The 19,670-nt window shown below is 67.8% G+C and carries 20 protein-coding genes; 5 read left to right on the forward strand and 15 right to left on the reverse strand.

Going from position 1 to position 19,670, the window contains the following annotated elements; all coding sequences use genetic code 11:
• Positions 1-49: 49 nt before the first annotated feature.
• The 3 genes from AC3A6Y_RS16895 to petA are packed head-to-tail and all read right to left on the reverse strand — an operon-like array spanning position 50 to position 2,855.
• Entirely contained in the window at positions 50-805 is a 756-nt protein-coding gene (locus tag AC3A6Y_RS16895) for a cytochrome c1 (RefSeq protein WP_487869383.1), read from the reverse strand.
• Positions 806-825: 20 nt separating this feature from the next.
• Complete coding sequence (locus AC3A6Y_RS16900; protein WP_487869384.1) at positions 826-2,226, reverse strand: cytochrome b; 1,401 nt, start codon at positions 2,224-2,226, stop codon at positions 826-828.
• 14 nt (positions 2,227-2,240) lie between these two features.
• On the reverse strand, positions 2,241-2,855 hold the full coding sequence (gene petA / locus AC3A6Y_RS16905) for a ubiquinol-cytochrome c reductase iron-sulfur subunit (RefSeq protein ID WP_487840717.1): 615 nt from the start codon (positions 2,853-2,855) through the stop codon (positions 2,241-2,243).
• Between the two features lie 154 nt (positions 2,856-3,009).
• Here petA and mscL point away from each other — a divergent pair, with 154 nt between their 5' ends.
• Positions 3,010-3,438 carry a large conductance mechanosensitive channel protein MscL gene (gene mscL, locus AC3A6Y_RS16910; protein ID WP_487869385.1) on the forward strand — a complete coding sequence of 143 codons (429 nt, stop codon included), beginning with the start codon at positions 3,010-3,012 and terminating at the stop codon, positions 3,436-3,438.
• Here the strand turns inward: mscL and pdxA are convergent.
• Both pdxA and AC3A6Y_RS16920 read right to left on the reverse strand, forming a co-directional pair.
• Complete coding sequence (gene pdxA / locus AC3A6Y_RS16915; RefSeq protein WP_487869386.1) at positions 3,425-4,483, reverse strand: 4-hydroxythreonine-4-phosphate dehydrogenase PdxA; 1,059 nt, start codon at positions 4,481-4,483, stop codon at positions 3,425-3,427. The two genes, mscL and pdxA, sit on opposite strands and share 14 nt — an antisense overlap.
• Positions 4,480-5,256: a Nif3-like dinuclear metal center hexameric protein gene (locus AC3A6Y_RS16920; RefSeq protein ID WP_487869387.1), complete on the reverse strand. Its 777-nt coding sequence runs from the start codon at positions 5,254-5,256 to the stop codon at positions 4,480-4,482. The genes pdxA and AC3A6Y_RS16920 overlap by 4 nt, the downstream gene beginning before the upstream one ends.
• A 190-nt stretch (positions 5,257-5,446) precedes the next feature.
• On the opposite strand from AC3A6Y_RS16920, the gene AC3A6Y_RS16925 reads away from it, so the two are divergent.
• On the forward strand, positions 5,447-6,604 hold the full coding sequence (locus AC3A6Y_RS16925) for a S1C family serine protease (RefSeq protein WP_487869388.1): 1,158 nt from the start codon (positions 5,447-5,449) through the stop codon (positions 6,602-6,604).
• 10 nt (positions 6,605-6,614) lie between these two features.
• On the opposite strand, the gene tatC is transcribed toward AC3A6Y_RS16925, so the two are convergent.
• From tatC to AC3A6Y_RS16975, 10 genes are all read right to left on the reverse strand, one after another.
• Positions 6,615-7,418, reverse strand: a complete 804-nt coding sequence (tatC, locus tag AC3A6Y_RS16930; protein ID WP_487869389.1) for a twin-arginine translocase subunit TatC — start codon at positions 7,416-7,418, stop codon at positions 6,615-6,617.
• A 62-nt stretch (positions 7,419-7,480) separates the two neighbouring features.
• Positions 7,481-7,939, reverse strand: a complete 459-nt coding sequence (tatB, locus tag AC3A6Y_RS16935) for a Sec-independent protein translocase protein TatB (RefSeq protein WP_487869390.1) — start codon at positions 7,937-7,939, stop codon at positions 7,481-7,483.
• Positions 7,940-7,952: 13 nt separating this feature from the next.
• Positions 7,953-8,192 carry a Sec-independent protein translocase subunit TatA gene (gene tatA / locus AC3A6Y_RS16940; protein WP_309903058.1) on the reverse strand — a complete coding sequence of 80 codons (240 nt, stop codon included), beginning with the start codon at positions 8,190-8,192 and terminating at the stop codon, positions 7,953-7,955.
• 67 nt (positions 8,193-8,259) lie between these two features.
• Positions 8,260-8,619 (reverse strand): histidine triad nucleotide-binding protein, encoded by a 360-nt coding sequence (locus tag AC3A6Y_RS16945; protein WP_487869391.1) that lies wholly within the window; start codon positions 8,617-8,619, stop codon positions 8,260-8,262.
• Positions 8,609-8,998, reverse strand: coding sequence for a DUF4870 family protein (locus AC3A6Y_RS16950; protein ID WP_487869392.1), 390 nt, complete (start codon positions 8,996-8,998; stop codon positions 8,609-8,611). The genes AC3A6Y_RS16945 and AC3A6Y_RS16950 overlap by 11 nt, the downstream gene beginning before the upstream one ends.
• Positions 8,999-9,026: 28 nt before the next feature.
• Positions 9,027-9,389: a phosphoribosyl-ATP diphosphatase gene (locus tag AC3A6Y_RS16955; RefSeq protein WP_487869393.1), complete on the reverse strand. Its 363-nt coding sequence runs from the start codon at positions 9,387-9,389 to the stop codon at positions 9,027-9,029.
• Between the two features lie 83 nt (positions 9,390-9,472).
• A complete protein-coding gene (hisI, locus tag AC3A6Y_RS16960; RefSeq protein WP_487869394.1) occupies positions 9,473-9,883 on the reverse strand; it encodes a phosphoribosyl-AMP cyclohydrolase in 411 nt (136 codons plus the stop codon).
• A gap of 17 nt (positions 9,884-9,900) precedes the next feature.
• The gene (gene hisF, locus AC3A6Y_RS16965; protein ID WP_487869395.1) at positions 9,901-10,680 is read right to left on the reverse strand and encodes an imidazole glycerol phosphate synthase subunit HisF; all 780 of its coding nucleotides are present in this window, start codon (positions 10,678-10,680) and stop codon (positions 9,901-9,903) included.
• Positions 10,681-10,703: 23 nt separating this feature from the next.
• The gene (locus tag AC3A6Y_RS16970; RefSeq protein ID WP_487869396.1) at positions 10,704-11,555 is read right to left on the reverse strand and encodes a D-hexose-6-phosphate mutarotase; all 852 of its coding nucleotides are present in this window, start codon (positions 11,553-11,555) and stop codon (positions 10,704-10,706) included.
• 92 nt (positions 11,556-11,647) lie between these two features.
• Positions 11,648-17,155, reverse strand: a complete 5,508-nt coding sequence (locus AC3A6Y_RS16975) for an autotransporter outer membrane beta-barrel domain-containing protein (RefSeq protein WP_487869397.1) — start codon at positions 17,153-17,155, stop codon at positions 11,648-11,650.
• 291 nt (positions 17,156-17,446) lie between these two features.
• On the opposite strand from AC3A6Y_RS16975, the gene AC3A6Y_RS16980 reads away from it, so the two are divergent.
• From AC3A6Y_RS16980 to AC3A6Y_RS16990, 3 genes are all read left to right on the forward strand, one after another.
• A complete protein-coding gene (locus AC3A6Y_RS16980; RefSeq protein ID WP_487869398.1) occupies positions 17,447-18,556 on the forward strand; it encodes an alpha/beta fold hydrolase in 1,110 nt (369 codons plus the stop codon).
• A 105-nt stretch (positions 18,557-18,661) separates the two neighbouring features.
• Positions 18,662-19,180: a tetratricopeptide repeat protein gene (locus AC3A6Y_RS16985; protein ID WP_487869399.1), complete on the forward strand. Its 519-nt coding sequence runs from the start codon at positions 18,662-18,664 to the stop codon at positions 19,178-19,180.
• 4 nt (positions 19,181-19,184) lie between these two features.
• Positions 19,185-19,667: a tetratricopeptide repeat protein gene (locus AC3A6Y_RS16990; protein WP_487869400.1), complete on the forward strand. Its 483-nt coding sequence runs from the start codon at positions 19,185-19,187 to the stop codon at positions 19,665-19,667.
• The last annotated feature ends 3 nt before the right edge of the window (positions 19,668-19,670 follow it).

A 19,670-nucleotide genomic window follows, 5' to 3' on the forward strand; every position in this document is an offset into this window, starting at 1 on the left:
CCCACTCCGCAAGGACGCGCGCCGGCAAACACCGGCCGCGTTCCGTCTGTTACTTCACGTCTTTCCAGTACGAGGCGTTGAGACGCCACACGAAGACCAGCGCCAACACCAGGAACAGCAGGACCCAGACACCCACGCGGATGCGGGTGTTCTGCGCCGGCTCGGCCATCCACTGCATGTAGGCCACGAGGTCGCCCATCGCCTGGTCGTACTGAAGCGGCGTCATGGTGCCGGGCGTGACCTGCTCCCAGCCCTTGAAGACCTCGGTCGCGTGGCCGTGGGCTTCGACCTTGTCGAACACCGGGCGGCGGTCGCCCTGAAGTTCCCACAGCACATGCGGCATGCCGACGCTCGGGAACACCAGGTTGTTCCAGCCCGTCGCCTTGGTGTCGTCGCGGTAGAAGGTGCGCAGGTAGGTGTACAGATAGTCCGCACCGGTGCCGCCATGGCCGGCGCGCGAGCGCGCGACCAGCGTGAGGTCGGGCGGAACGCCGCCGAACCAGGCCTTGGCCTGGACCGGGTCGAGGTTGGCCTTCATCGTCTCGCCGACCTTGTCCGTCGTGAACAGCAGGTTGTCCTTGATCTGCTGCTCGGTGATGCCGATGTCCTGCAGCCGGTTGTAGCGCATGAACGCCGCCGAATGGCAGTTGAGGCAGTAGTTGACGAACAGCTTGGCGCCGTTTTGCAGGGCGGCCAGGTCGTTGGTCTTGTTCGGTGCCTTGTCCCAGGCAATGCCGCCCTCGGCGGCATGCGCGCCGGCCACGATGCCGAGCGCTGCGATCAACGTGAGGATCAGTTTCTTCATTGTTGTGTGCTCCGGCTCTCTCAGTGCGCGTGGAAGGTCACGCGCTCGGGCACCGGCTTGAATTCGCCGAGGCGGCTCCACCACGGCATCAGCAGGAAGAAACCGAAATAGAAGAGCGTACCAACCTGCGACACGCGCTCGCCGGTCGGCGAGGGCGGCTGAACGCCGAGGTAGGCGAGGACCACGAAGTTGATGACGAACAGACCGTACAGGTACCAGTGCCAGGTCGGACGGTAGCGGATCGACCGCACCGGGCTGTGGTCCAGCCAGGGCAGGAAGAACAGGATGATGACCGCGCCGCCCATCACCACCACGCCCCAGAACTTGGCGTCGATCGTCAGCATCATGGCGGCGACGCCGACGGCGACGATCACGATGACGGCCTTGAAGATCGCGGCGAGGTGCGCCTTCCAGACGCCGAAGGCGGCACCCGCGATCACGCAGGCGATCAGCGCATACATCATCTCGCCGGTGATGGCGCGCAGCATGGAGTAGTAAGGCGTGAAGTACCAGACGGGCGCGATGTGGTTCGGCGTCTTCAGCGAATCGGCCGGGATGAAATTGTTGTACTCGAGGAAGTAGCCGCCCGCCTCTGGCGCGAAGAAGATCACGGCCGAGAAGATGGTGAGGAACACCACCACGCCGAAGATGTCGTGCACCGTGTAGTACGGGTGCGAGGGAATGCCGTCCAGCGGGTGGCCGTCAGGGCCGCGCTTGGCCTTGATCTCGATGCCGTCAGGATTGTTCGAGCCCACCTCGTGCAGGGCGATCAGGTGAGCGACCACCAGGCCGAGCAGCACCAGCGGCACCGCGATCACGTGGAAGCTGAAGAAGCGGTTGAGCGTGGCGTCGCTCACCACGTAGTCGCCGCGAATCAGCAGCGCCAGGTCGGGGCCGACGAAGGGGATGGCGGAGAACAGATTGACGATCACCTGAGCGCCCCAGTAGCTCATCTGGCCCCAGGGCAGCAGATAGCCCATGAAGGCCTCGGCCATCAGGCACAGGAAGATGGCGCAGCCGAAGATCCAGATCAGCTCCCGCGGCTTGCGGTAGCTGCCGTAGATCAGGCCGCGGAACATGTGCAGGTACACCACGATGAAGAAGGCCGAGGCCCCCGTCGAGTGCATGTAGCGGATCAGCCAGCCCCAGGGCACGTCGCGCATGATGTACTCGACCGAGGCGAAGGCCAGGGCCGCATCGGGCTTGTAGTGCATCACGAGGAAGATGCCGGTCACGATCTGGATCACGAGGACCAGCATCGCGAGCGAGCCGAAGATGTACCAGAAGTTGAAGTTCTTCGGCGCGTAGTACTGGCCCCACTGGTCGTTCCAGAGCTTGGTCAGCGGGAAGCGGTTGTCGACCCAGTTCAGCAGCTTGTCGCCGGCGGGGGCGTTGGGCGAGATTTCCTTGAATTCAGCCATGTTCCTTTTGCTCCTCAGGCCTTCTTGTCTTCGCCGATCAGAAGGCGCGTGTCGGAGAGGTACATGTGCGGCGGCACCGGCAGGTTGTCGGGCGCGGGCTTGTTCTTGAAGACGCGGCCGGCCAGGTCGAAGGTCGAGCCATGGCAGGGGCAGAGGAAGCCGCCTTCCCAGTTGTCGGGCAGCGAGGGTTGCGGGCCGGGCTGGAGCTTGTCGATGGGCGAGCAGCCGAGGTGGGTGCAGATGCCCACGACAACGAGGACCTCGGGCTTGATCGAGCGGCCCCCGTTGCGCGCGTATTCGGGCGTGAACTCGTCGGGGTTGCGCTTGGATTGCGGATCGGCGAGCTGGTCGTCCAGCTTGGCCAGTTCGGCGACCTGGGCCGGCGAGCGCTTGAGGATCCACACCGGCTTGCCGCGCCATTCGACCGTCATCTTCTCGCCGGGCTGAAGACCACCGATGTCCACCTCGACGGGTGCGCCGGCGGCCTTGGCTTTTTCAGATGGCTGGAAAGTGCTGACGAACGGGATGGCGGTGGCCACTCCGCCCACTGCGCCGGCACAGCCTGATGCGATCAACCACGTCCGCTTGCTGCTGTCGATCCGCTGGCGGCCGACGGAGATGTCACTCATGGGGGTCCTCAATCTTCTTCGCTGGGGGCTTGGGTCAGCCGGCGATTGTAGCGGAGCGTCACAAGCCGATTCAACGCGAGCGCGGGGCGTGGCCGCGAGCGAGGTGCCCCTCTATACTGCCCCGGACCAACAACAAGCACGCGAGGCAGGCCTCATGAGTTTTCTGAAGGAATTTCGCGAGTTCGCCGTCAAGGGCAACGTGGTGGACCTGGCGGTCGGCGTGATCATCGGCGCCGCCTTCGGCAAGATCGTCGACTCGATCGTGGCCGACATCATCATGCCGATCGTGAGCCTGGTGTTCGGCAGGCTGGACTTCTCGAACCTCTACGTGGTGCTGGGCACGATACCGCCGAACGTGGCGAACAACCTGGCCGACCTCAAGAAGGCCGGCGTGCCGGTGCTGGCCTACGGCAACTTCATCACCATCGTGGTCAATTTCGTGATCCTGGCCTTCATCATCTTCATGATGGTCAAGCAGATCAACAGGCTGCGCAGGAGGCACGAGGAAGCACCCGCGCCGGCCGCGACGCCCGAGGACATCGTGCTGCTGCGCGAGATCCGCGACAGCCTCAGGCGCCCCTGAACGTCGGTCCACCAGCCAGCGAGCGCGCCACCCGGATCGCCTCGATCAGGCTGGACGCGTCGGCCCGCCCGCTGCCGGCGATGTCGAAGGCGGTGCCGTGATCGGGGCTGGTGCGCACCAGCGGCAAGCCCAGCGTCACGTTCACGCCCTTCTCCACGCCCAGGTACTTGATGGGGATCAGGCCCTGGTCGTGGTACATCGCGACCACCACGTCGAATTCGCCGGCGCGCTGCGTGGTGGCGCGGGCGCGCATGAAGACGGTGTCGGGCGCATGCGGTCCATCGGCGTCGATGCCCTGCGCGCGCGCGGCCGCGATGGCCGGCGCGATGATCTGGCGCTCTTCCGTGCCGAACAGGCCGCCCTCCCCCGCATGCGGATTCAGGCCGGCGACGCCGATCCTCGGCGCGCGCCCCAGGACCGCCGACAGCGAATCGTGCGTAATGCGCAGCGTCTGGAGCACGCCTTCGAAGCTCACGGCCTCGATCGCCGCGCGCAAGGACATGTGGATGCTCACGAGCACGGTGCGCAGCTCGTCGTTGGCCAGCATCATGCGCACCGGCACGTCCGCCGGGGCCCGGTGCAGGTGGGCTGCCGCCTCGGCCTGCAGCAGCTCGGTGTGGCCGGGAAAGGCATAGCCGGCCGCCGCCAGCGCCTCCTTGTGCAGCGGCGCGGTCACGATGGCCGCCACTTCGCCGCGCAGGGCGGCGCGCGCCGCCCAGACCACGCAGTCGCCGGCGATGCGGCCGGCGACTGCACTGATCGCACCGGGCGCGATCGCCTCTCCGGGTGGGGCCACGACTTGCAGTAAGGGAATGCAGTGCGGCGGCACGGCCAGCGCCTCGGCCGGTGCCTCGATCAGCGCGACCGGCAGCGCAGGCCGTCCCGGCGCCTCGAGCGCCTGCGCCGCCCGGCGCACGAGCCCCAGGTCGCCGGCCACGAAGCAGCCCCGCGTGAGCTCGGGCGCGTCGCGAAAGGCACGGGCGATGATCTCCGGGCCGATGCCTGCGGGATCGCCCAGGGTGATGGCGAGGGCCTGGCTCTTCACGCCGGGTTGTCGATGTCGATGAACTGATGCGCGAGGCCCAGCTGCGCGGCTACATGGGCCGCCACCGCAGGCGCGCCGTAGCGCTCCGTCGCATGGTGGCCGCAGGCCAGGAAGGCCACGCCCATCTCGCGCGCATAGTGGGCCTGCGGCTCGGAGATCTCGCCGGTGATGAAGGCATCCGCGCCGGCGGCGATCGCGGCCTCGAAGTAACCCTGCGCCCCGCCGGTGCACCAGGCGACGTTGCGGATGGGCCGCGGCTTCTGCACGTCGACCAGCGTGATCTTCTTGCCCAGCGCCTGCTCCGCGTGCGCGGCCAGCGCACGGGCATTGTCGAAGCTCTCGCCATTGCCGGGCGCGCCGAGAAAGCCGATCTCCTGCTCGCCGAAGCGGCCGCTCGAACCCGCGTGCGCGACCAGGCCCAGCTTCAGTCCGAGCTGGGCGTTGTTGCCGAGCTCGGGATGTGCATCCAGCGGCAGGTGGTAGGCGAACAGGCTCACGTCGTCGCCGAGCAGCAAGCCCAGCCGTTGCTTCATCCAGCCGGTCACGCGGCCGTCCTGGCCGCGCCAGAACAGGCCGTGGTGAACGAAGATCGCGTCGGCTTCGGCATGGATGGCGGCTTCGATCAGCGCGCGGCTCGCGGTCACGCCGGAGACGATCTTGCGCACCGAGGTGCGGCCCTCGACCTGCAGGCCGTTGGGTCCGTAGTCCTTGAAGCGCTCGGGCGCGAGCAGCAGGTCGAAGGCGTGCAACAGCTCGTGTCGGGTGGTGCTCATCGCGCCATTGTGGACCCGCTCGCGGCCAAGGGCGCGCAATCAGCAGGGTTTTCCCTAGATGGACAGGAGCGGAATAGCCCCTGCGCGCGCGGGCGCACAGGAACCGCCCGGACGTTGAGGGACAATGCGGCTCCTCGACGCCGCTTTTGTACGGCAACGCTGCAACCCTCCTTCTCCTCCCAGTTTTTTCATGAAACGCACCTGGCTGCTGTTCGCCCAAGCCGTGACCGTGATGCTCGCGGCCTATTTCGTCGTCGCCACGCTCAAACCCGAATGGATCGGCCGCCGTGCGACGTCGCTGGGCGGCGTGGTGTCGGTGATCGAGGCGCCGGTGTCCCATCCGTCGGCGATCACGCCCGGCAGCCTGAGCGCGGCGGCCAAGAAGGCCTCCCCGGCCGTGGTCAGCATCAACACCAGCAAGGCGGCGCGGCGCAGCCCGCGCAGCGACGACCCGTGGTTCCGCTTCTTTTTCGGCGACCAGGGCGACCAGCCGCAGATCGGGCTGGGCAGCGGCGTGATCGTGAGTGCCGACGGCTACATCCTCACCAACAACCACGTGGTGGAGGGCGCCGACGAGATCGACGTCACGCTCAACGACAGCCGCCAGGCGCGCGGCAAGGTGATCGGCACCGACCCGGACACCGACCTCGCGGTGCTCAAGATCGAGCTCGACAAGCTGCCGGTGATCGTGCTGGGCAACTCGGACAACCTGCAGGTGGGCGACCAGGTGCTGGCCATCGGCAATCCTTTCGGCGTCGGCCAGACCGTGACCAGCGGCATCGTCTCGGCGCTCGGGCGCAACCAGCTGGGCATCAACACCTTCGAGAACTTCATCCAGACCGACGCCGCCATCAACCCCGGCAACTCGGGCGGTGCGCTGATCGACGTGAACGGCAACCTCGAGGGCATCAACACCGCCATCTACTCGCGCTCGGGCGGCAGCATGGGCATCGGCTTCGCCATCCCGGTCTCCACCGCCAAGCAGGTGCTGGAAGACATCGTGAAGGAAGGCAAGGTCACGCGCGGCTGGATCGGCGTCGAGCCCAACGACCTTTCGCCGGAATTGGCGGAGACCTTCGGCGTCAAGGCCCGCAAGGGCGCGATCATCACCGGCGTGCTGCAGAACGGCCCGGCCGCGAGGGCGGGCATTCGCCCCGGGGACGTGATCACCGGCGTCGGCGAGAAGCAGATCGGCAACGTGCAGGAACTGCTGACCGCGGTCGCAGGGCTCAAGCCCGGCAATGCCACCCGCTTCGCGCTCCAGCGCGGCAGCGACAAGATGGAGCTGGACGTCACGCCGGGCCTGCGGCCCCGCAGTCCGATGCGCCGCGGGCCGCAGACGGAGTAGTCGGCGCCCGTCAGGGCTGCGGCGAGTCGGCGCTTTCGCTTTCCTCGGGCGACTTGCTGTGCTTGACGAAGTAGCGCGCGGCGATGATGCCAACTTCGTAAAGCAGGCACATCGGGATCGCCAGCGCGAGCTGCGAGACCACGTCGGGCGGCGTGAGCACCGCCGCCACCACGAAGGCCAGCACGATAAAGTAGCCACGGAAGCTCCTCAGCTTCTCGATGGTGACCATTTCGAAGCGAACGAGCAGCATCACGACGATCGGCACCTGGAACGCGACGCCGAACGCGAGATAGAGCGACAAGATGGCTTCGACGTACGACGCGATGTCAGGCGTGGCCGCCACCGCCTCGGGCGTGAATTTCTGGATGAAGCCGAACATCTTGTCGAGCACGAAGAACTGCACGAACGCGATGCCGGCATAGGCCAGGAAGCTGCCGAAAATGATGAGCGGGAGCGCGAACTTCTTTTCGTGGCTGTAGAGGCCGGGCGCGACGAACATCCAGGCCTGGTACATGAGCCAGGGGAGGGTCAGCAGCACCGCCGCCATCATCAGCGCCTTCAGCGGCACGAAGAAGGGCGAGAACACCCCTACTGCGATCAGCTTGGCATCGGGCGGCATGTGGGAGCGGATCGGCACCGCGATCATGTCGATCAGGCCGCTCGGGCCGGGCCAGATCGCCAGCAAAACGCCTGCGATCGCGAGGCCGTAGACGCAGTAGAGCAGGCGGTCGCGCAGCTCCATCAGGTGCGCGACAAAGGGCTGCTCGGTGCCGGCCAGTTCGTCTTCTTTGTTCTTGTCGGGGGAATCGGCCATGTGGGGGCGCTGCGGGCGAAGTTGGGGGCGCGCTGCGCGCGGCCGGAACGAGCGGACGGCTCTCAGTTGATCTTGTGCGGGCGGTAGCGGGCGACGCGCGCCGCGCCCGAAAGCGCCCGCGTGCGGACGCCGTTGCGTGCCTTGTACCACTGCGGCATGGCGCCCTGCTTCAGGCGCCACTTCTTGCGGGGGTGCTTGTACTCGGGGTAGCTCGGTGTCGGCTCGGTCAGCTCGGAGCTGGTCTGGCCGACCTCGGAAAACTGCTTCTCGAAGTCGCTGGCGCCGGTCTGGATGCTGTGCTCGACGTCGCGGGCGGCATCCTGGACCGTGTCCTTCATCTTGCGCAATTCGTCGAGGTCCATCGAGCGGTTGACCTCGGCCTTGACGTCGTTCACGTAGCGCTGGGCCTTGCCCAGCAGCGTGCCGACGGTGCGCGCGACCCGCGGCAGCTTTTCGGGGCCGATCACGATCAGCGCAACGGCGCCGATCAACGCCAGTTTCGAGATGCCGAGGTCGATCACGGAGGCAGCGTGCTCAGGACTTCTGGCGCGCTTCGACGTCGATGGTCGACTTGTCGGCGTTGCTGCCGTTCGCGCTCACCTGGGGATTCGGGGTGGCGGGCGTCTCGGGCGCCGAGCCGTCCTTCATGCCGTCCTTGAAGCCCTTGACGGCGCCGCCCAGGTCGGAGCCCATGTTGCGCAGCTTCTTGGTGCCGAAAATCATCACCACGACGAGCAGCACGATCAGCCAGTGCCAGATGGAAAGTGAACCCATGGATTACTCCTGAAGAATGTTCGATTTTAGTCGGCGCGAGAGGCGGCCCCCGGCGCAGAACGGAATATCAACCCTTGAGCCAGGGGCGGGGTCCGCCCATGACATGGACATGGAGATGGTGAACCTCCTGCCCGCCCTCGGCGCCGGTGTTCACCACGATGCGGTAGCCGCCCTGGGGGTAGGGGCGGCAGCCCTGCTCCAGGGCCAGCTTGGGGGCCAGCGTCATGATTCGCCCGAGCAGCGCCGAATCTTCTGACGTGACCTGGGCCATCGAGGGAATGTGGCGCTTGGGCACCAGCATGAAATGCACGGGCGCCCACGGCGCGATGTCGTGGAAGCCGAACAGTTCGTCGTCCTCGTAGACCTTGCGCGAGGGGATCTGGCCCGCAACGATTTTGCAGAAGATGCAGTTCGGATCAGAGGACATTCGAAGGCTCCATGGAACGGCCCGCATTCATGCGCACCATCCCCTTGACGATGCGATAGAGGAACCACAGTGAAATCAGGGCCCAGGCGATCCAGCCGGGCAGCAGCAACAGCAGCCAGAGCCAGGAGGTCAGGAGATAGGCCAGTCCTGCCCATAGCACGGAGCGGATACGCCAGCTGAAGTGCGAGGCCTGCCAGGTGCCGGCGGCATCGTCGCGCTTGACCAGGTCCATCACCAGCGCGATCAGCAGCAGTGCGATGGAGGCTTGCGTTCCGGGCAGCACGGCGGCCACGGCGACGACCAGATGCAGGATGTAACTGATCCAGCCCCAGGTCTTGAGCGACGAATCGGGCTCGACGGTCACGATGTCATTGGGCATGGCGTCCTCTCAGTCTCGGTCCTTGGACTCAATCGTTGGAAGCTTCGCGGTCCTGCGCCTTGCGCAGGGCCTTTTCCTCGATGCCGCTGGTGCCTGCGCGCCGCTCCAGCTCGGCGACCACGTCGCGCGGCGAGAAGCCGTAATGGGCCAGGGCCACCATGCTGTGGAACCAGAGATCGGCCACTTCGTTCACTATTTTTGCGCGCTCGCCGCCGTGGTCGGCGTCCTTGGCGGCCATCACCACCTCGGTCGCCTCCTCTCCGATCTTCTTGAGAAAGGCATCGGGCCCGCGGTGCAGCAGGCGCGCGACGTAGCTCTTGTCGGGGTCGCTGCCGTGGACGGGCAAACGGCTCTCGATCACGGCGGCCAGCCGGGCCAATGCGTCTTCCATCGGGCGTTGAGGGACTTCGGTGCTCGAGAGGCGACCTTCGCCTTCGGCTGCGGTGCGAGCACCTTCGGGCGGCCGTGCGGTACTCATCGGGGCGAGGCGGAGTAGATCATTTCGGGGTCTTTCAGGACCGGCTCGGTCACGGTCCAGCGGCCGTTCTCGTACTTGCTGAAGAAGCAGCTGTGGCGGCCGGTATGGCAGGCGATGCCGGGCTCGTGGCCGGTCTGCGTGACCTCGATCAGCAGGACGTCATTGTCGCAGTCCATGCGGATCTGGTGCACGGTCTGCACATGGCCCGACTCTTCACCCTTGAACCAGAGCTTGCCGCGCGAGCGGCTGAAATACACGGCGCGGCCCAGCTCGGCGGTCTTTTCCAGGGCCTCGCGGTTCATCCAGGCGAACATCAGCACGTCCTTGCTGCCCTGTTCCTGCGCGATGACCGGCACCAGGCCGTTCGCGTCCCACTTCACTTCGTCCAGCCAGTTCATCTTGGTCATTGTCGGGGATGTTCGTTTCACATCCGCACGGGAATCCCGCGCGCCGCCATGCAGGCCTTGGCCTGGCCGACGGTGTATTCGCCGTAGTGGAAGATGCTGGCCGCCAGTACGGCGTCCGCCCCGCCGATCTGGATGCCGTCGGCCAGGTCGTCCAGGTTGCCGACGCCGCCCGAGGCGATCACCGGCACGCTCACCGCATCGCTCACCGCCCGGGTCAGCGCGAGATCGAAGCCGCTCTTGGTGCCGTCGCGGTCCATGCTGGTCAGGAGGATCTCGCCGGCGCCGCGGCGCGCCATCTCGACCGCCCATTGGACCGCGTCCAGGCCGGTGTTCTTGCGGCCGCCGTGGCTGTAGACGTCCCAGCCTTCGCCACGCCGGCCCGCGTCCTCGGCCGAACGGCGCTTGGCGTCGATCGCGACCACGATGCACTGGGCGCCGTACTTGCGCGAGGCGTCTTCGATGACCTGCGGATTCGCGATGGCGGCGGAGTTGAAGCTGGTCTTGTCCGCACCGGCGTTGAGCAGGCGGCGCACGTCCTCGACGGTGCGCACGCCGCCGCCGACCGTCAGCGGGATGAAGACCTGCGAGGCGACGGCCTCGATGATGGGCAGGATCAGGTCGCGGCCGTCGCTGGTGGCCGTGATGTCCAGGAAGGTCAGCTCGTCGGCGCCCTGGGCGTTGTAGCGCGCCGCGATCTCGACCGGGTCGCCGGCATCGCGCAGTTCGACGAAGTTGACGCCCTTGACGACACGGCCGCCGGTGACGTCGAGGCAGGGAATGATGCGCTTGGCAAGCATGGGGATTCAGCTCGGGGAGAAGTTCAGAGGACGGTGAGCTGCTGCCAGCCCTGCCAGCTGCGGCCGGGCGCCAGCATGACCTGCTCGTCGATGCGCGCCGCCTCGACGCAGAGCATGTGTCGCCAGCCGTCGTCCGGCAGGTCCGCCAGCCGCGCGCTCAAGTCGGGGCCGGGGTTCCAGACCACCGTTTCGGTGCAGCTCGCGCTCTGCGCGATCTCGAGCGTGCCGGAAGGCTGCACCAGGTGCAGCGGCCGGGCCGGCGCAGCGTAGACGCTGTCGAACTCGGTGCCGAAGCGCAGCGCGGGCGCGAGGTCCACATGGCGGTCGTCGCGCACTGCGTCCCAGCGGTTGGCGCCCTGCAGGCCTTCCAGCGTGGCCTGGGCAATGTCGTCCACGCGCAGGTAGCTGTGCAGTGCGGCGGCGAAGGACCAGGGCGCGCCGCCGGTGTTGTCGATGGTGAGCGCGATGCGCAGCGAATGCGGCGCCAGGGTCACCGCCAGCTTGGCGTGGAAGGCATGCGGCCAGATCGCGCGGGTGGCCTCGTCGTCGTGCAGCGCGAGGACCACGGTGTCGGCCTTGCCGGCTGCGCCGGCCGGGTCGGCCGGGTCGACGCGCCAGGCGAAGTTGCGCACGAAACCGTGTTTGGGCAGCGGTCCGCGCTGGTTGAACTGGGGCCAGCAGAGGGGCACGCCGCCGCGGATCGCGCTCTGGCCGTCGAAGCGCGCTTCCGGGCTGAGGTACAGGCGCTCGGTGCCATCCGCGGTGGTCCAGGACAGCACCTGGGCGCCGTGCAGCGCTACCGTACAGGCATCGCCATCAGGCAAGGCGAGGCGCAGCGCGGGCTGGCCATGAAAATCGAGCTCTTGGAGAGACATGGCCCCATTCTAGGTTTTGGCGTGCGACCGCCGAGGGGACCACCGCATGCTGAAGCGTGGCCAGCATGGGGCGCGTCAAGCGCGCCTTCAACCTACCATCGCACACGCAGCCCCGCCGAGGCATTGAGCTGCGACTTCACGCGGTTGTCGCCTCCTGTGGCCCACAACTTGCCGAGCTCGCCATAGAGGCTGGTCGATTCGCTCAGGCCCAGCGTGAAGCCTGCGGCGAGTTCGGCGGAACTGCTGCCGTTGCTGCTGACAATGGTCGTGGTGGCTGCCGGGGCGATGAAGCGCGTGGCGTCATCGCCACCTCCGGTGCGGTACAGGTTCACGCGCGCATAGGGTTGCAGCCGGCCTGCACTCGTGCTTATGTCGCCCTTCACGCGCACGCCCAGGCGGGCGAGCCAGCTGGTGTCGCTCTCCTGGTGCACGCGTGTGGCGGCAAGGTGGACGTCGTCGTGTTCGACGTCCTGGTGCACGAGTTGGGCCTGTGGTTCGATCAGCCAGCCATCGCCGAGCGCGAAGGACTGGCCGATCTCCAGGGAGGCGCTCAGGCTGCTGGCCTTGCCCTTGGTGCGCAGGGTGGTTTGCGGCCTGACCTCGTAGCGGTGGCGCCCGGCCTGCAGCACGGCGTCGAGATAGACACCGTTGTCGTTGCCATAGGTGGCATAGCCGCCCAGGTATTGATTGCGCAGGTCGTTGCTGCCGACCGCCAGGTTGGCGATGCCGCGGGCGAAGCCCCTGATTTGCATATCGCCGTCGAGCTGGCCGGCGTAGAGGCCGGCGCGCCAGTGGGGGGCGGTCCACAGGTCGGTGCCGGCCTGCAGGCCGCTCAGGCGGCCGTCGCTTTGCGGGCTGACGGTGCCGCCTTGCCGGATGTCGAGGCGGGAGCTGAGGACACGGCCCCAGGCGCGGCGCTCGCCGGTGGCGGGCGTCGATGCGCTGCCGGTCTTCACATCGTCGTCGCCGATGCGCTGGTGCAGGTTGCCGAGCATGGCCAGGTTGCCCTGGCGCAGCTGCTCGGGCAGGGCTGCGAAGAGAGGCACTTCGGCTCGGTAGGTGGGCACCTCGATGGGTGGAGCAGGCGGGCCGGGCGGAATGAGGGTGCTGGTGGAGCGCAGGTACCAGTTCTCTCCCGCGCCTGCGGCGTCGCCGGGCTGCAGGCGGTATTCGTAGGCGCCCGCATCCACATGGCCGCCCTGCAGGGCGAAGGCATCCTTGGTGCTCTGCGCGGTGGTGGTGGCGCCGTCGAGGGCGCTCACGAGCTCGATGCCATTGCCGCTGGTGAGCGCACCGAGGCCGCCGAGGTTGACGACTTGCACGGTGGTGTTTCCGCTGGCGACGGCACTCGGGCCGCTCAAGACGAGCCGGTCGCTCGCGCTGGCGCTGTCTCCCAGGAAGGTGCCCAGGCGCAGGAGGCCGTTGTTGCCTACGTAAGGGCCGGTGACGGTGAGGGTGGTGCCAGGAGCAGCGCCGATGAGCGAGACAATGCCGGCGTTCGTGAGGCCCGCCACGCTCTGGCTGAAGCCGGCGAGGTCGAGCGTGGCGCCGGAGGCGACGCTGTGGGCCGAGGCCGGGCTGAAGGTGTTGGGCACACCCGCACGCAAGGTGCCTTCGGTGACGGCAGTGGCGCCCGTGTACGTGTTGGCACCCGAGAGGATGAGGGTGCCGCTGCCGATCTTGCTGAGGTCACCAGGCCCGGTGATGGCGCCCGTGAGCGTCGCAGTGAAGGGACCGGTGTCGACGATCGGATCGACCGCATCGGTGAAGGCGATGGGATTGGCCAAGGTGAGCCCATCGGCGGCAAAGAGCAGGATGGTGCCTTCGTGCATGGCGAGCTCGCCGGTGCCCAGCGCGCGGTTGTTGCGCACGGCCACACCGCCCTCCTTCAGATCGGTGCCGCCGCTGTAGCTGTTCTCGCCGCTGAGCGTCAAGGTGCCTGCACCTGTCTTGGTCACGACACCGCTGCCGGAGACGGTGTTGTCCAGGGTGGCGTCGTCAGGCTGCTCGATGAGGAGTGCGGCGTCGTTGGCAATGGCGCCGCTGCCGAAGCTGGCGGCGCTGCCCGCCAGGGTGCCCGCGCTGATCGTGGTGCCGCCTGCGTAAGTGTTGGTGCCTGCGAGCCTCAGCGTGCCGGCACCGGTCTTGGCGAGCGCACCAGCCCCACTGATCGCGCCCTGATGGGTCAGCGCCGTGCCCGCGAGCGTCTCGATCGCGCCGCCCCGCGCGTCGAGCGTGGTCGCACGGTTCATGGTGAGGTCGGCGGTGGTCTGCAGGGTGCCGCCGTCGAAGCGAAGGCTGCCTGCAGCATCGCCAAGGTGGGCGTTGCTGGACACGGAGAGCACGCCCGCGTCCAGGCGCGTGCCGCCCCTGTAGCTGTTGTCGGCGGTCAGGAAGGTGGTGCCGGTGCCGGATTGAATCAACCCGCCCGTGCCGCTGATCGTGTCGCCGAGCGTCAGCGTGTCGGAGCGGTTGACGGCCAGCGTGCCGCTGATGTCGATCGGCCCCGCGATCGAGCCGACGGTGCCGCCGTTGCCGAGCTGCAGCGTGCTGTCCGCGGCAATGGTCGTGCTTGCCGGAGAGAGGTCCTTGTCGATGACCCAGGTTCCACCCCCTTGCCCGAGCAGCCTGCCGGTGAAGCGGATGTCCTGGGTGACGGCGTCGGAAAGAAGCTGCCGGCCTGTTCCATCCAACGTCAGGCTGGCTGCCGTACGGCTGCCCATGTCCAGCCTGCCTTGCAACGACGAGCCCGTGAACAGCGTCGCGTCGACAGTGGGGGCCGTATCGGTCGAGTCGAGCACCGCGTCTCCGACCAGGGTGCCCTTGTTGACAAGCATCGCACTGCCGAATTCGAAAGCGACGGAAGATCTTCCGCCTCCCGCGACGATCGTCGAACCAACGTCGTTCACGAGGGTGCCACCGGCTCCCAGGACGACGCCCTGCGATCCTGACCTGATGGTGCCGCCAGCTTCGTTGACCACCGTTCCAGGGGCAGTCATCAGGATGCCGTAGCTATCGACCCCGGAGCCGGCCGACTCGATCAGGCCGCCACTGTTGGTGACGGTTCCGCCGCCGATGATCAGCACGGCGATCTCATCGCCGTTGATGGTGCCGGTCGACGAATTCGTGATCGTGGCCCCCGCGAGGTTGAAGACCCCGTATCGGCCGACCCCCGCGCGCGTGATGGCGCCGGCATTGTGCAGGGTGGCCCCGTTGACGAGGATCACCTCATTGCTTATCTGGACGCCCGCATTTACCTGAAGCGTGGCGTTCCCGTTGATGGCGTTGTCGATGTAGATTTGTCCGGCGCCGGCCGCGCCAGTCGTCACGAGTTCGAGCGTGCCGCCGTCGACGAAGGTGCCGCCGCTGTGGTTGTTGGCCGCGCCGAGCGTCAGCGTGCCGGCGCCGTGCTTGAGGAGGCTGCCTGCGCCGGAAATGACACCGTTGACAGTCAAGTCGGCATCGGCCTGAAAACTCGCCCCGTCGCCGATCGTGATGGGACGCGCCGTGGTCACCGCCGCCGTGGTCTGCAAGGTGCCCCGATCCAGGAGGTTCAGGACGCTCGACGCCGCACCCAGGTTCTGGTCTGCAGAGATCGACAGCGTCGCATCGCCCGAGACGGTGGTGCCGCCGCTGTAGGTATTGACGCCCGAAAGGGTCTGGGTGCCGCTCGACAGCGTCACCCCGCCGGTGCCGCCGATGACGCCGGCAAACGTTCCGTTCGCATTGGAGAGCGTCAGGTTCCGGTCTCCGAGCGTCACGCTGCCGCTGCCCGCCAGGCTCGCGAGCGTGGCACCGCTGAGGGTGCCGCTGATGTCGAGGTTGCCATTGGCAATGACAGCGCTCGATGCAGCGATGCTGGCCTCGCCGCTGAGCGCCAGCGAGCCGTCGCTGATGGTCGTCGTGCCGGTGTACGTGCTGTCCGCGGTGAGCGTCAGCGTGCCGTCGCCGATCTTGGTCAGCGATCCCGCGCCGCTGATCGTGCCGGCGTACACGGCAGACACGGCACTGTTGGCATTGCCGCTGCCCTGATCGAAGGTGACGCCCGGGTTGGCGGCAGGCGACGCGGGTGCGAAGTTGATGTGGCCTGCGAAGGTGTTCGCATCGCCTTGCAGCGTGCCGTCTTCGATCGTCCAGTGCTGGCCGGCGCTGCCGTTGCCCGTGAGCCGCCAGTTGCCGGCGCCGGTCTTGGCGAGGTGCGCAAAGCCCACGTACTGCGTGCCGGTGTAAGAGGCCGGCAAGGTGCTCACGATGTTGGAGACATTGAAGGCGGCCGTCGGGCTCGCATCGCCGCCGAGCACCAGCGCGTCACCGCCATAAGCCGCCGGCTTGCTGACCACATTGCCGATGAATTCGTAGCCGGCGTGGAGGATGAGCGTGTTGTTGCCACCGGACAGCTCGACGGCGTTCGCACGCGTCTTCCCGCCATTGCCGCTCAGGCCGCCGCCGATGGTGCCGGCGTTGGTGATGCTCACATTGCCGGTTGCCACCACACCGGCACCGCCAACGCCCGGGAGAACAAGAGGGCTGGAGGGGCGATTCGGGGCGTAGTGGTTCGACGAGCCCCCCTCGCCGCCCTGGATCGTGCCCGTGTTCAGTACGGTGCCACCCGACGTGAGCAGGACACCGGCGCCGCCGTTGCCGCCATTGGGCAATTCTGCGAAGTTGCCCGCGCCGCCCGCCCCTCCGGCAATGACGCCGGTGTTGTCGATCGCGCCGCCACCGGTGAGCGCGATGCCCATGCCGCCGTCGCCGCCGGTGTTCTGACCCCACGTGCCCCCGCTGGATGCCCCTCCTTTTCCCCCCGACACGGAACCACTGTTGGAAAAGCTGATGGCGTCCGTGAACAAGGCCCCGCCGCCACCGGCGCCGCCGCCGCCGCTGCCCGCGCGTTGCCCGACGCTGCCATTGATCATCATGCCCCCGAGGCCGCCGTCCCCGCCGGCACCCCCTTGGATCTCCGACGAATTGCCTGCGAGCTCTGCGCCCGAGAGGACCAGGCCAAACCCGCCGCCGCCACCACCACCGCCGCCGCCGCCGCCCTCCACTTCTCCGTCTGCACCCTGCGCGCCGTCCTGGCCTGCCGCACCGAGCAGCGGGACGGTGTTGATCCTTTGGGTCGTGCTGGCCACGCTTCCGCCGCTACCGCCCGCCCCGCCCACGCCCGTCCAATGTTCGCCATGCCCGCCCGTGCCGCCTTGGCCTCCGACACCCGTCGACAAGCTGACGCCGCCGCCGCCGCCACCACCGCCACCGTAGCCGCTGAGATCGATCGAGCCATCCGATGCATCTGGAACAGCCCATGTACCGCCGGCGGCGGCGCCGTCGCGGCCCCCTCCCTCGCCGCCTTCGAGGCCGAGGGACTGCGCACGCGCCGTTGTCGTGGTGCCCAGGGCCAGCACGACGATGCCGCCCATCGCGCCGCCGAAGGTTCCGACCGCGGACAGCGTCAATGCCTGGCCTCCCAGAGCCGCCGTCAGCATGCAGGCCCTCGCGATGCGCGAAGCGCTGCTGCGCTTGCCTCGCGCGCGGGCATTCTCCGGAGCAGCGACCCAGGCGCCCAGCGCGGGGTTCCAAAGACTGCGATGCGTTCTGTTCATGAAGGGATCTCGGGTCGTTTTCCGATCACCCGTGCAACATGCACGTGGTGGGCAACGCCGCCCGCATAGCGACCATCGCTTCCGAATACACGCCGGGAACTCAGGACGCGGTTCGTTGGATCGAGTGGCTGGCAGCCAGGGGATGCTAGAAATCTCCGACGGAACAGTCAGGGAAAAGCGACAAAAAGCGAGAATTCATCGCCTCCGGCAGTCCCCTCCGAGCACGGCCATCCGCATGACAGGCCATCTGGTTTATTGACCAGCCGGGGCAAAGCTTCTTCACTAAGGGCTGTGCAGAAACCGCCCCACCCGCCTCCCGGCCAACCCGTGCCGGGCCGGCAGCAGATCCGCTTCGCACGCGGCCACGACGGCGTGCGGCTCGCCTATGCCTTCTGCGGCCAGGGCCCGCTGCTGATCAAGGCCGCCACCTGGCTCTCGCACCTCGAGTTCGACTGGGAAAGCCCGGTGTGGCGCCACCTGCTCGACGGGCTGTCGGCCAACGCCACCTTCGTGCGCTACGACGAGCGCGGCTGCGGCCTGTCGGACTGGGAGGTCGAAGACCTCGGCTTCGACAGCTGGCTGCGCGACCTCGAGACGCTGGTCGACGCACTGGGCGCCGAGCGCTTCGGCCTGCTCGGCATCTCGCAAGGCGCCTCCATCGCCATCGCCTATGCGGCCCGGCATCCCGATCGGGTGAGCCACCTGGTGCTGCACGGCGGCTATGCGCGCGGGCGCCTGGTGCGCAATCCCACGCCCGAGCAGCGCGAAGAGGCCGAGATGATGCGCAAGCTGGCCGAGCTGGGCTGGGGCAAGCAGGACACCGCCTTCCGCCAGTTCTTCACCAGCCAGTTCATCCCCGGCGGGACGCCGCAGCAGCATCGCTGGTTCAACGAGCTGGAGCGCATCTCCACCTCGCCGGCCAATGCGGCGCGCTTCATGCGCGAGTTCGACAACATCGACGTCGTCGCCCGCCTGCCCGAGGTGCGCTGCCCCACGCTGGTGCTGCACAGCACGCGCGACGTTCGCGTGCCCTTCGCCGAGGGACGGCTGATCGCGAGCGCGATTCCCGACGCGCGCTTCGTGCCGATCGACAGCGGCAACCACCTGGTCCTGGAGCATGAGCCGGGCTGGGCTCATTGGCTGGCCGAGGTGCGCAGCTTCCTGGCCGAGGCGGCGCCCGCGCCCGCCGCTGTGTTCGAGACGCTGACGGCGCGCGAGCGCCAGCTGCTCGAGCTGCTCGCCCAGGGCCGCGACAACGCCCAGATCGCGGCCACGCTGGGCTTGTCGGAGAAGACCGTGCGCAATCGACTGACGAGCGTGCTCGCCAAGCTGGAAGTCGACAGCCGCGGCCGCGCGATCGTGCTGGCACGCGACTCCGGCTTCGGCAAGCTGCCCGCCTGAGCGCCGAGGGGCCGGCCGCGTGCGCGTGGCGCAAATGTTCAAGACCGCGCGGAAGGCGCTGCCTATCCTCGGCCTGACTTGTTCCTTCATCGACCGGATTTCGCCATGACCACCAGGCTCCTGCACCTCGCCGCCGTCACCCTCCTGGCCACGCTCGCGTTGCAAACGCCGCCGGCAGAGGCCATCGACTCGGCCTCCCTGCCCTCCTCGATCCGCCTCGCCAACGCGCGGGCGCTGATCGAGGCCAGGGACTGGAAGGGCGCCATCGCCGAGCTGCAGGGCGTGGATGCCCCCAACGACCCCGACTGGAACAACCTGATGGGCTTCAGCCACCGCAAGGCGAAGAAGCCCGACTACGTGGCGGCGGAGCGCTTCTACGATGCCGCCCTGCGCATCGAGCCCAGCCACCGGGGCGCCCTTTCGTATTCGGGCGAGCTCTACCTCATGCAGGACAACCTGGCGAAGGCCGAGCAGCGCCTCACCACGCTGAAGCTGGTGTGCAACAACGCCTGCCTCGAACAGGACCGGCTGGCCCAGGCGATCGCGCGCTACAAGGCCGCCGGCAACAAGTACGTGCCGGAGCCCGAGGAGCCTGCGCAAACCAGCGCGCGCGCTGCACAATGAGCGGATGAAACTCGCCCGACGTCTCCTCGCCTGCGCGGCGCTGGCCGCGGCTTTCCTCCACCCGGCCATCGCGGCGGACAACGAGTCCACGCCGCCAGCGCTCAAGCTGGCAGCGGCCCGCTCCCAGATCGAGGCCAAGGACTGGTCGCGCGCGATCGCCGAGCTCAAGCGGGTCGACGACCCGGGCAGCGCCGACTGGAACAACCTGATGGGCTACAGCCTGCGCAAGAGCAAGACGCCCGACTACGCATCGGCCGAGCGCTTCTACGACACGGCGCTGCGCATCGACCCCAACCACCGTGGCGCGCTGGAGTACTCCGGCGAGCTCTATCTCGTGCTGGACGATCTGCCCAAGGCCGAGGAGCGGCGCGAACGGCTGGCGCGCCTGTGCGCCCCTCCCTGCGAAGAGCTCGAGGACCTGTCCAAGGCCATCGACAAGTACAAGGCGGCCAAGGCGGCGGGCATCAAGTACGTCCCCGAAGAGTAGCGC

Source organism: Variovorax sp. Soil_C_17 (assembly GCF_057657265.1).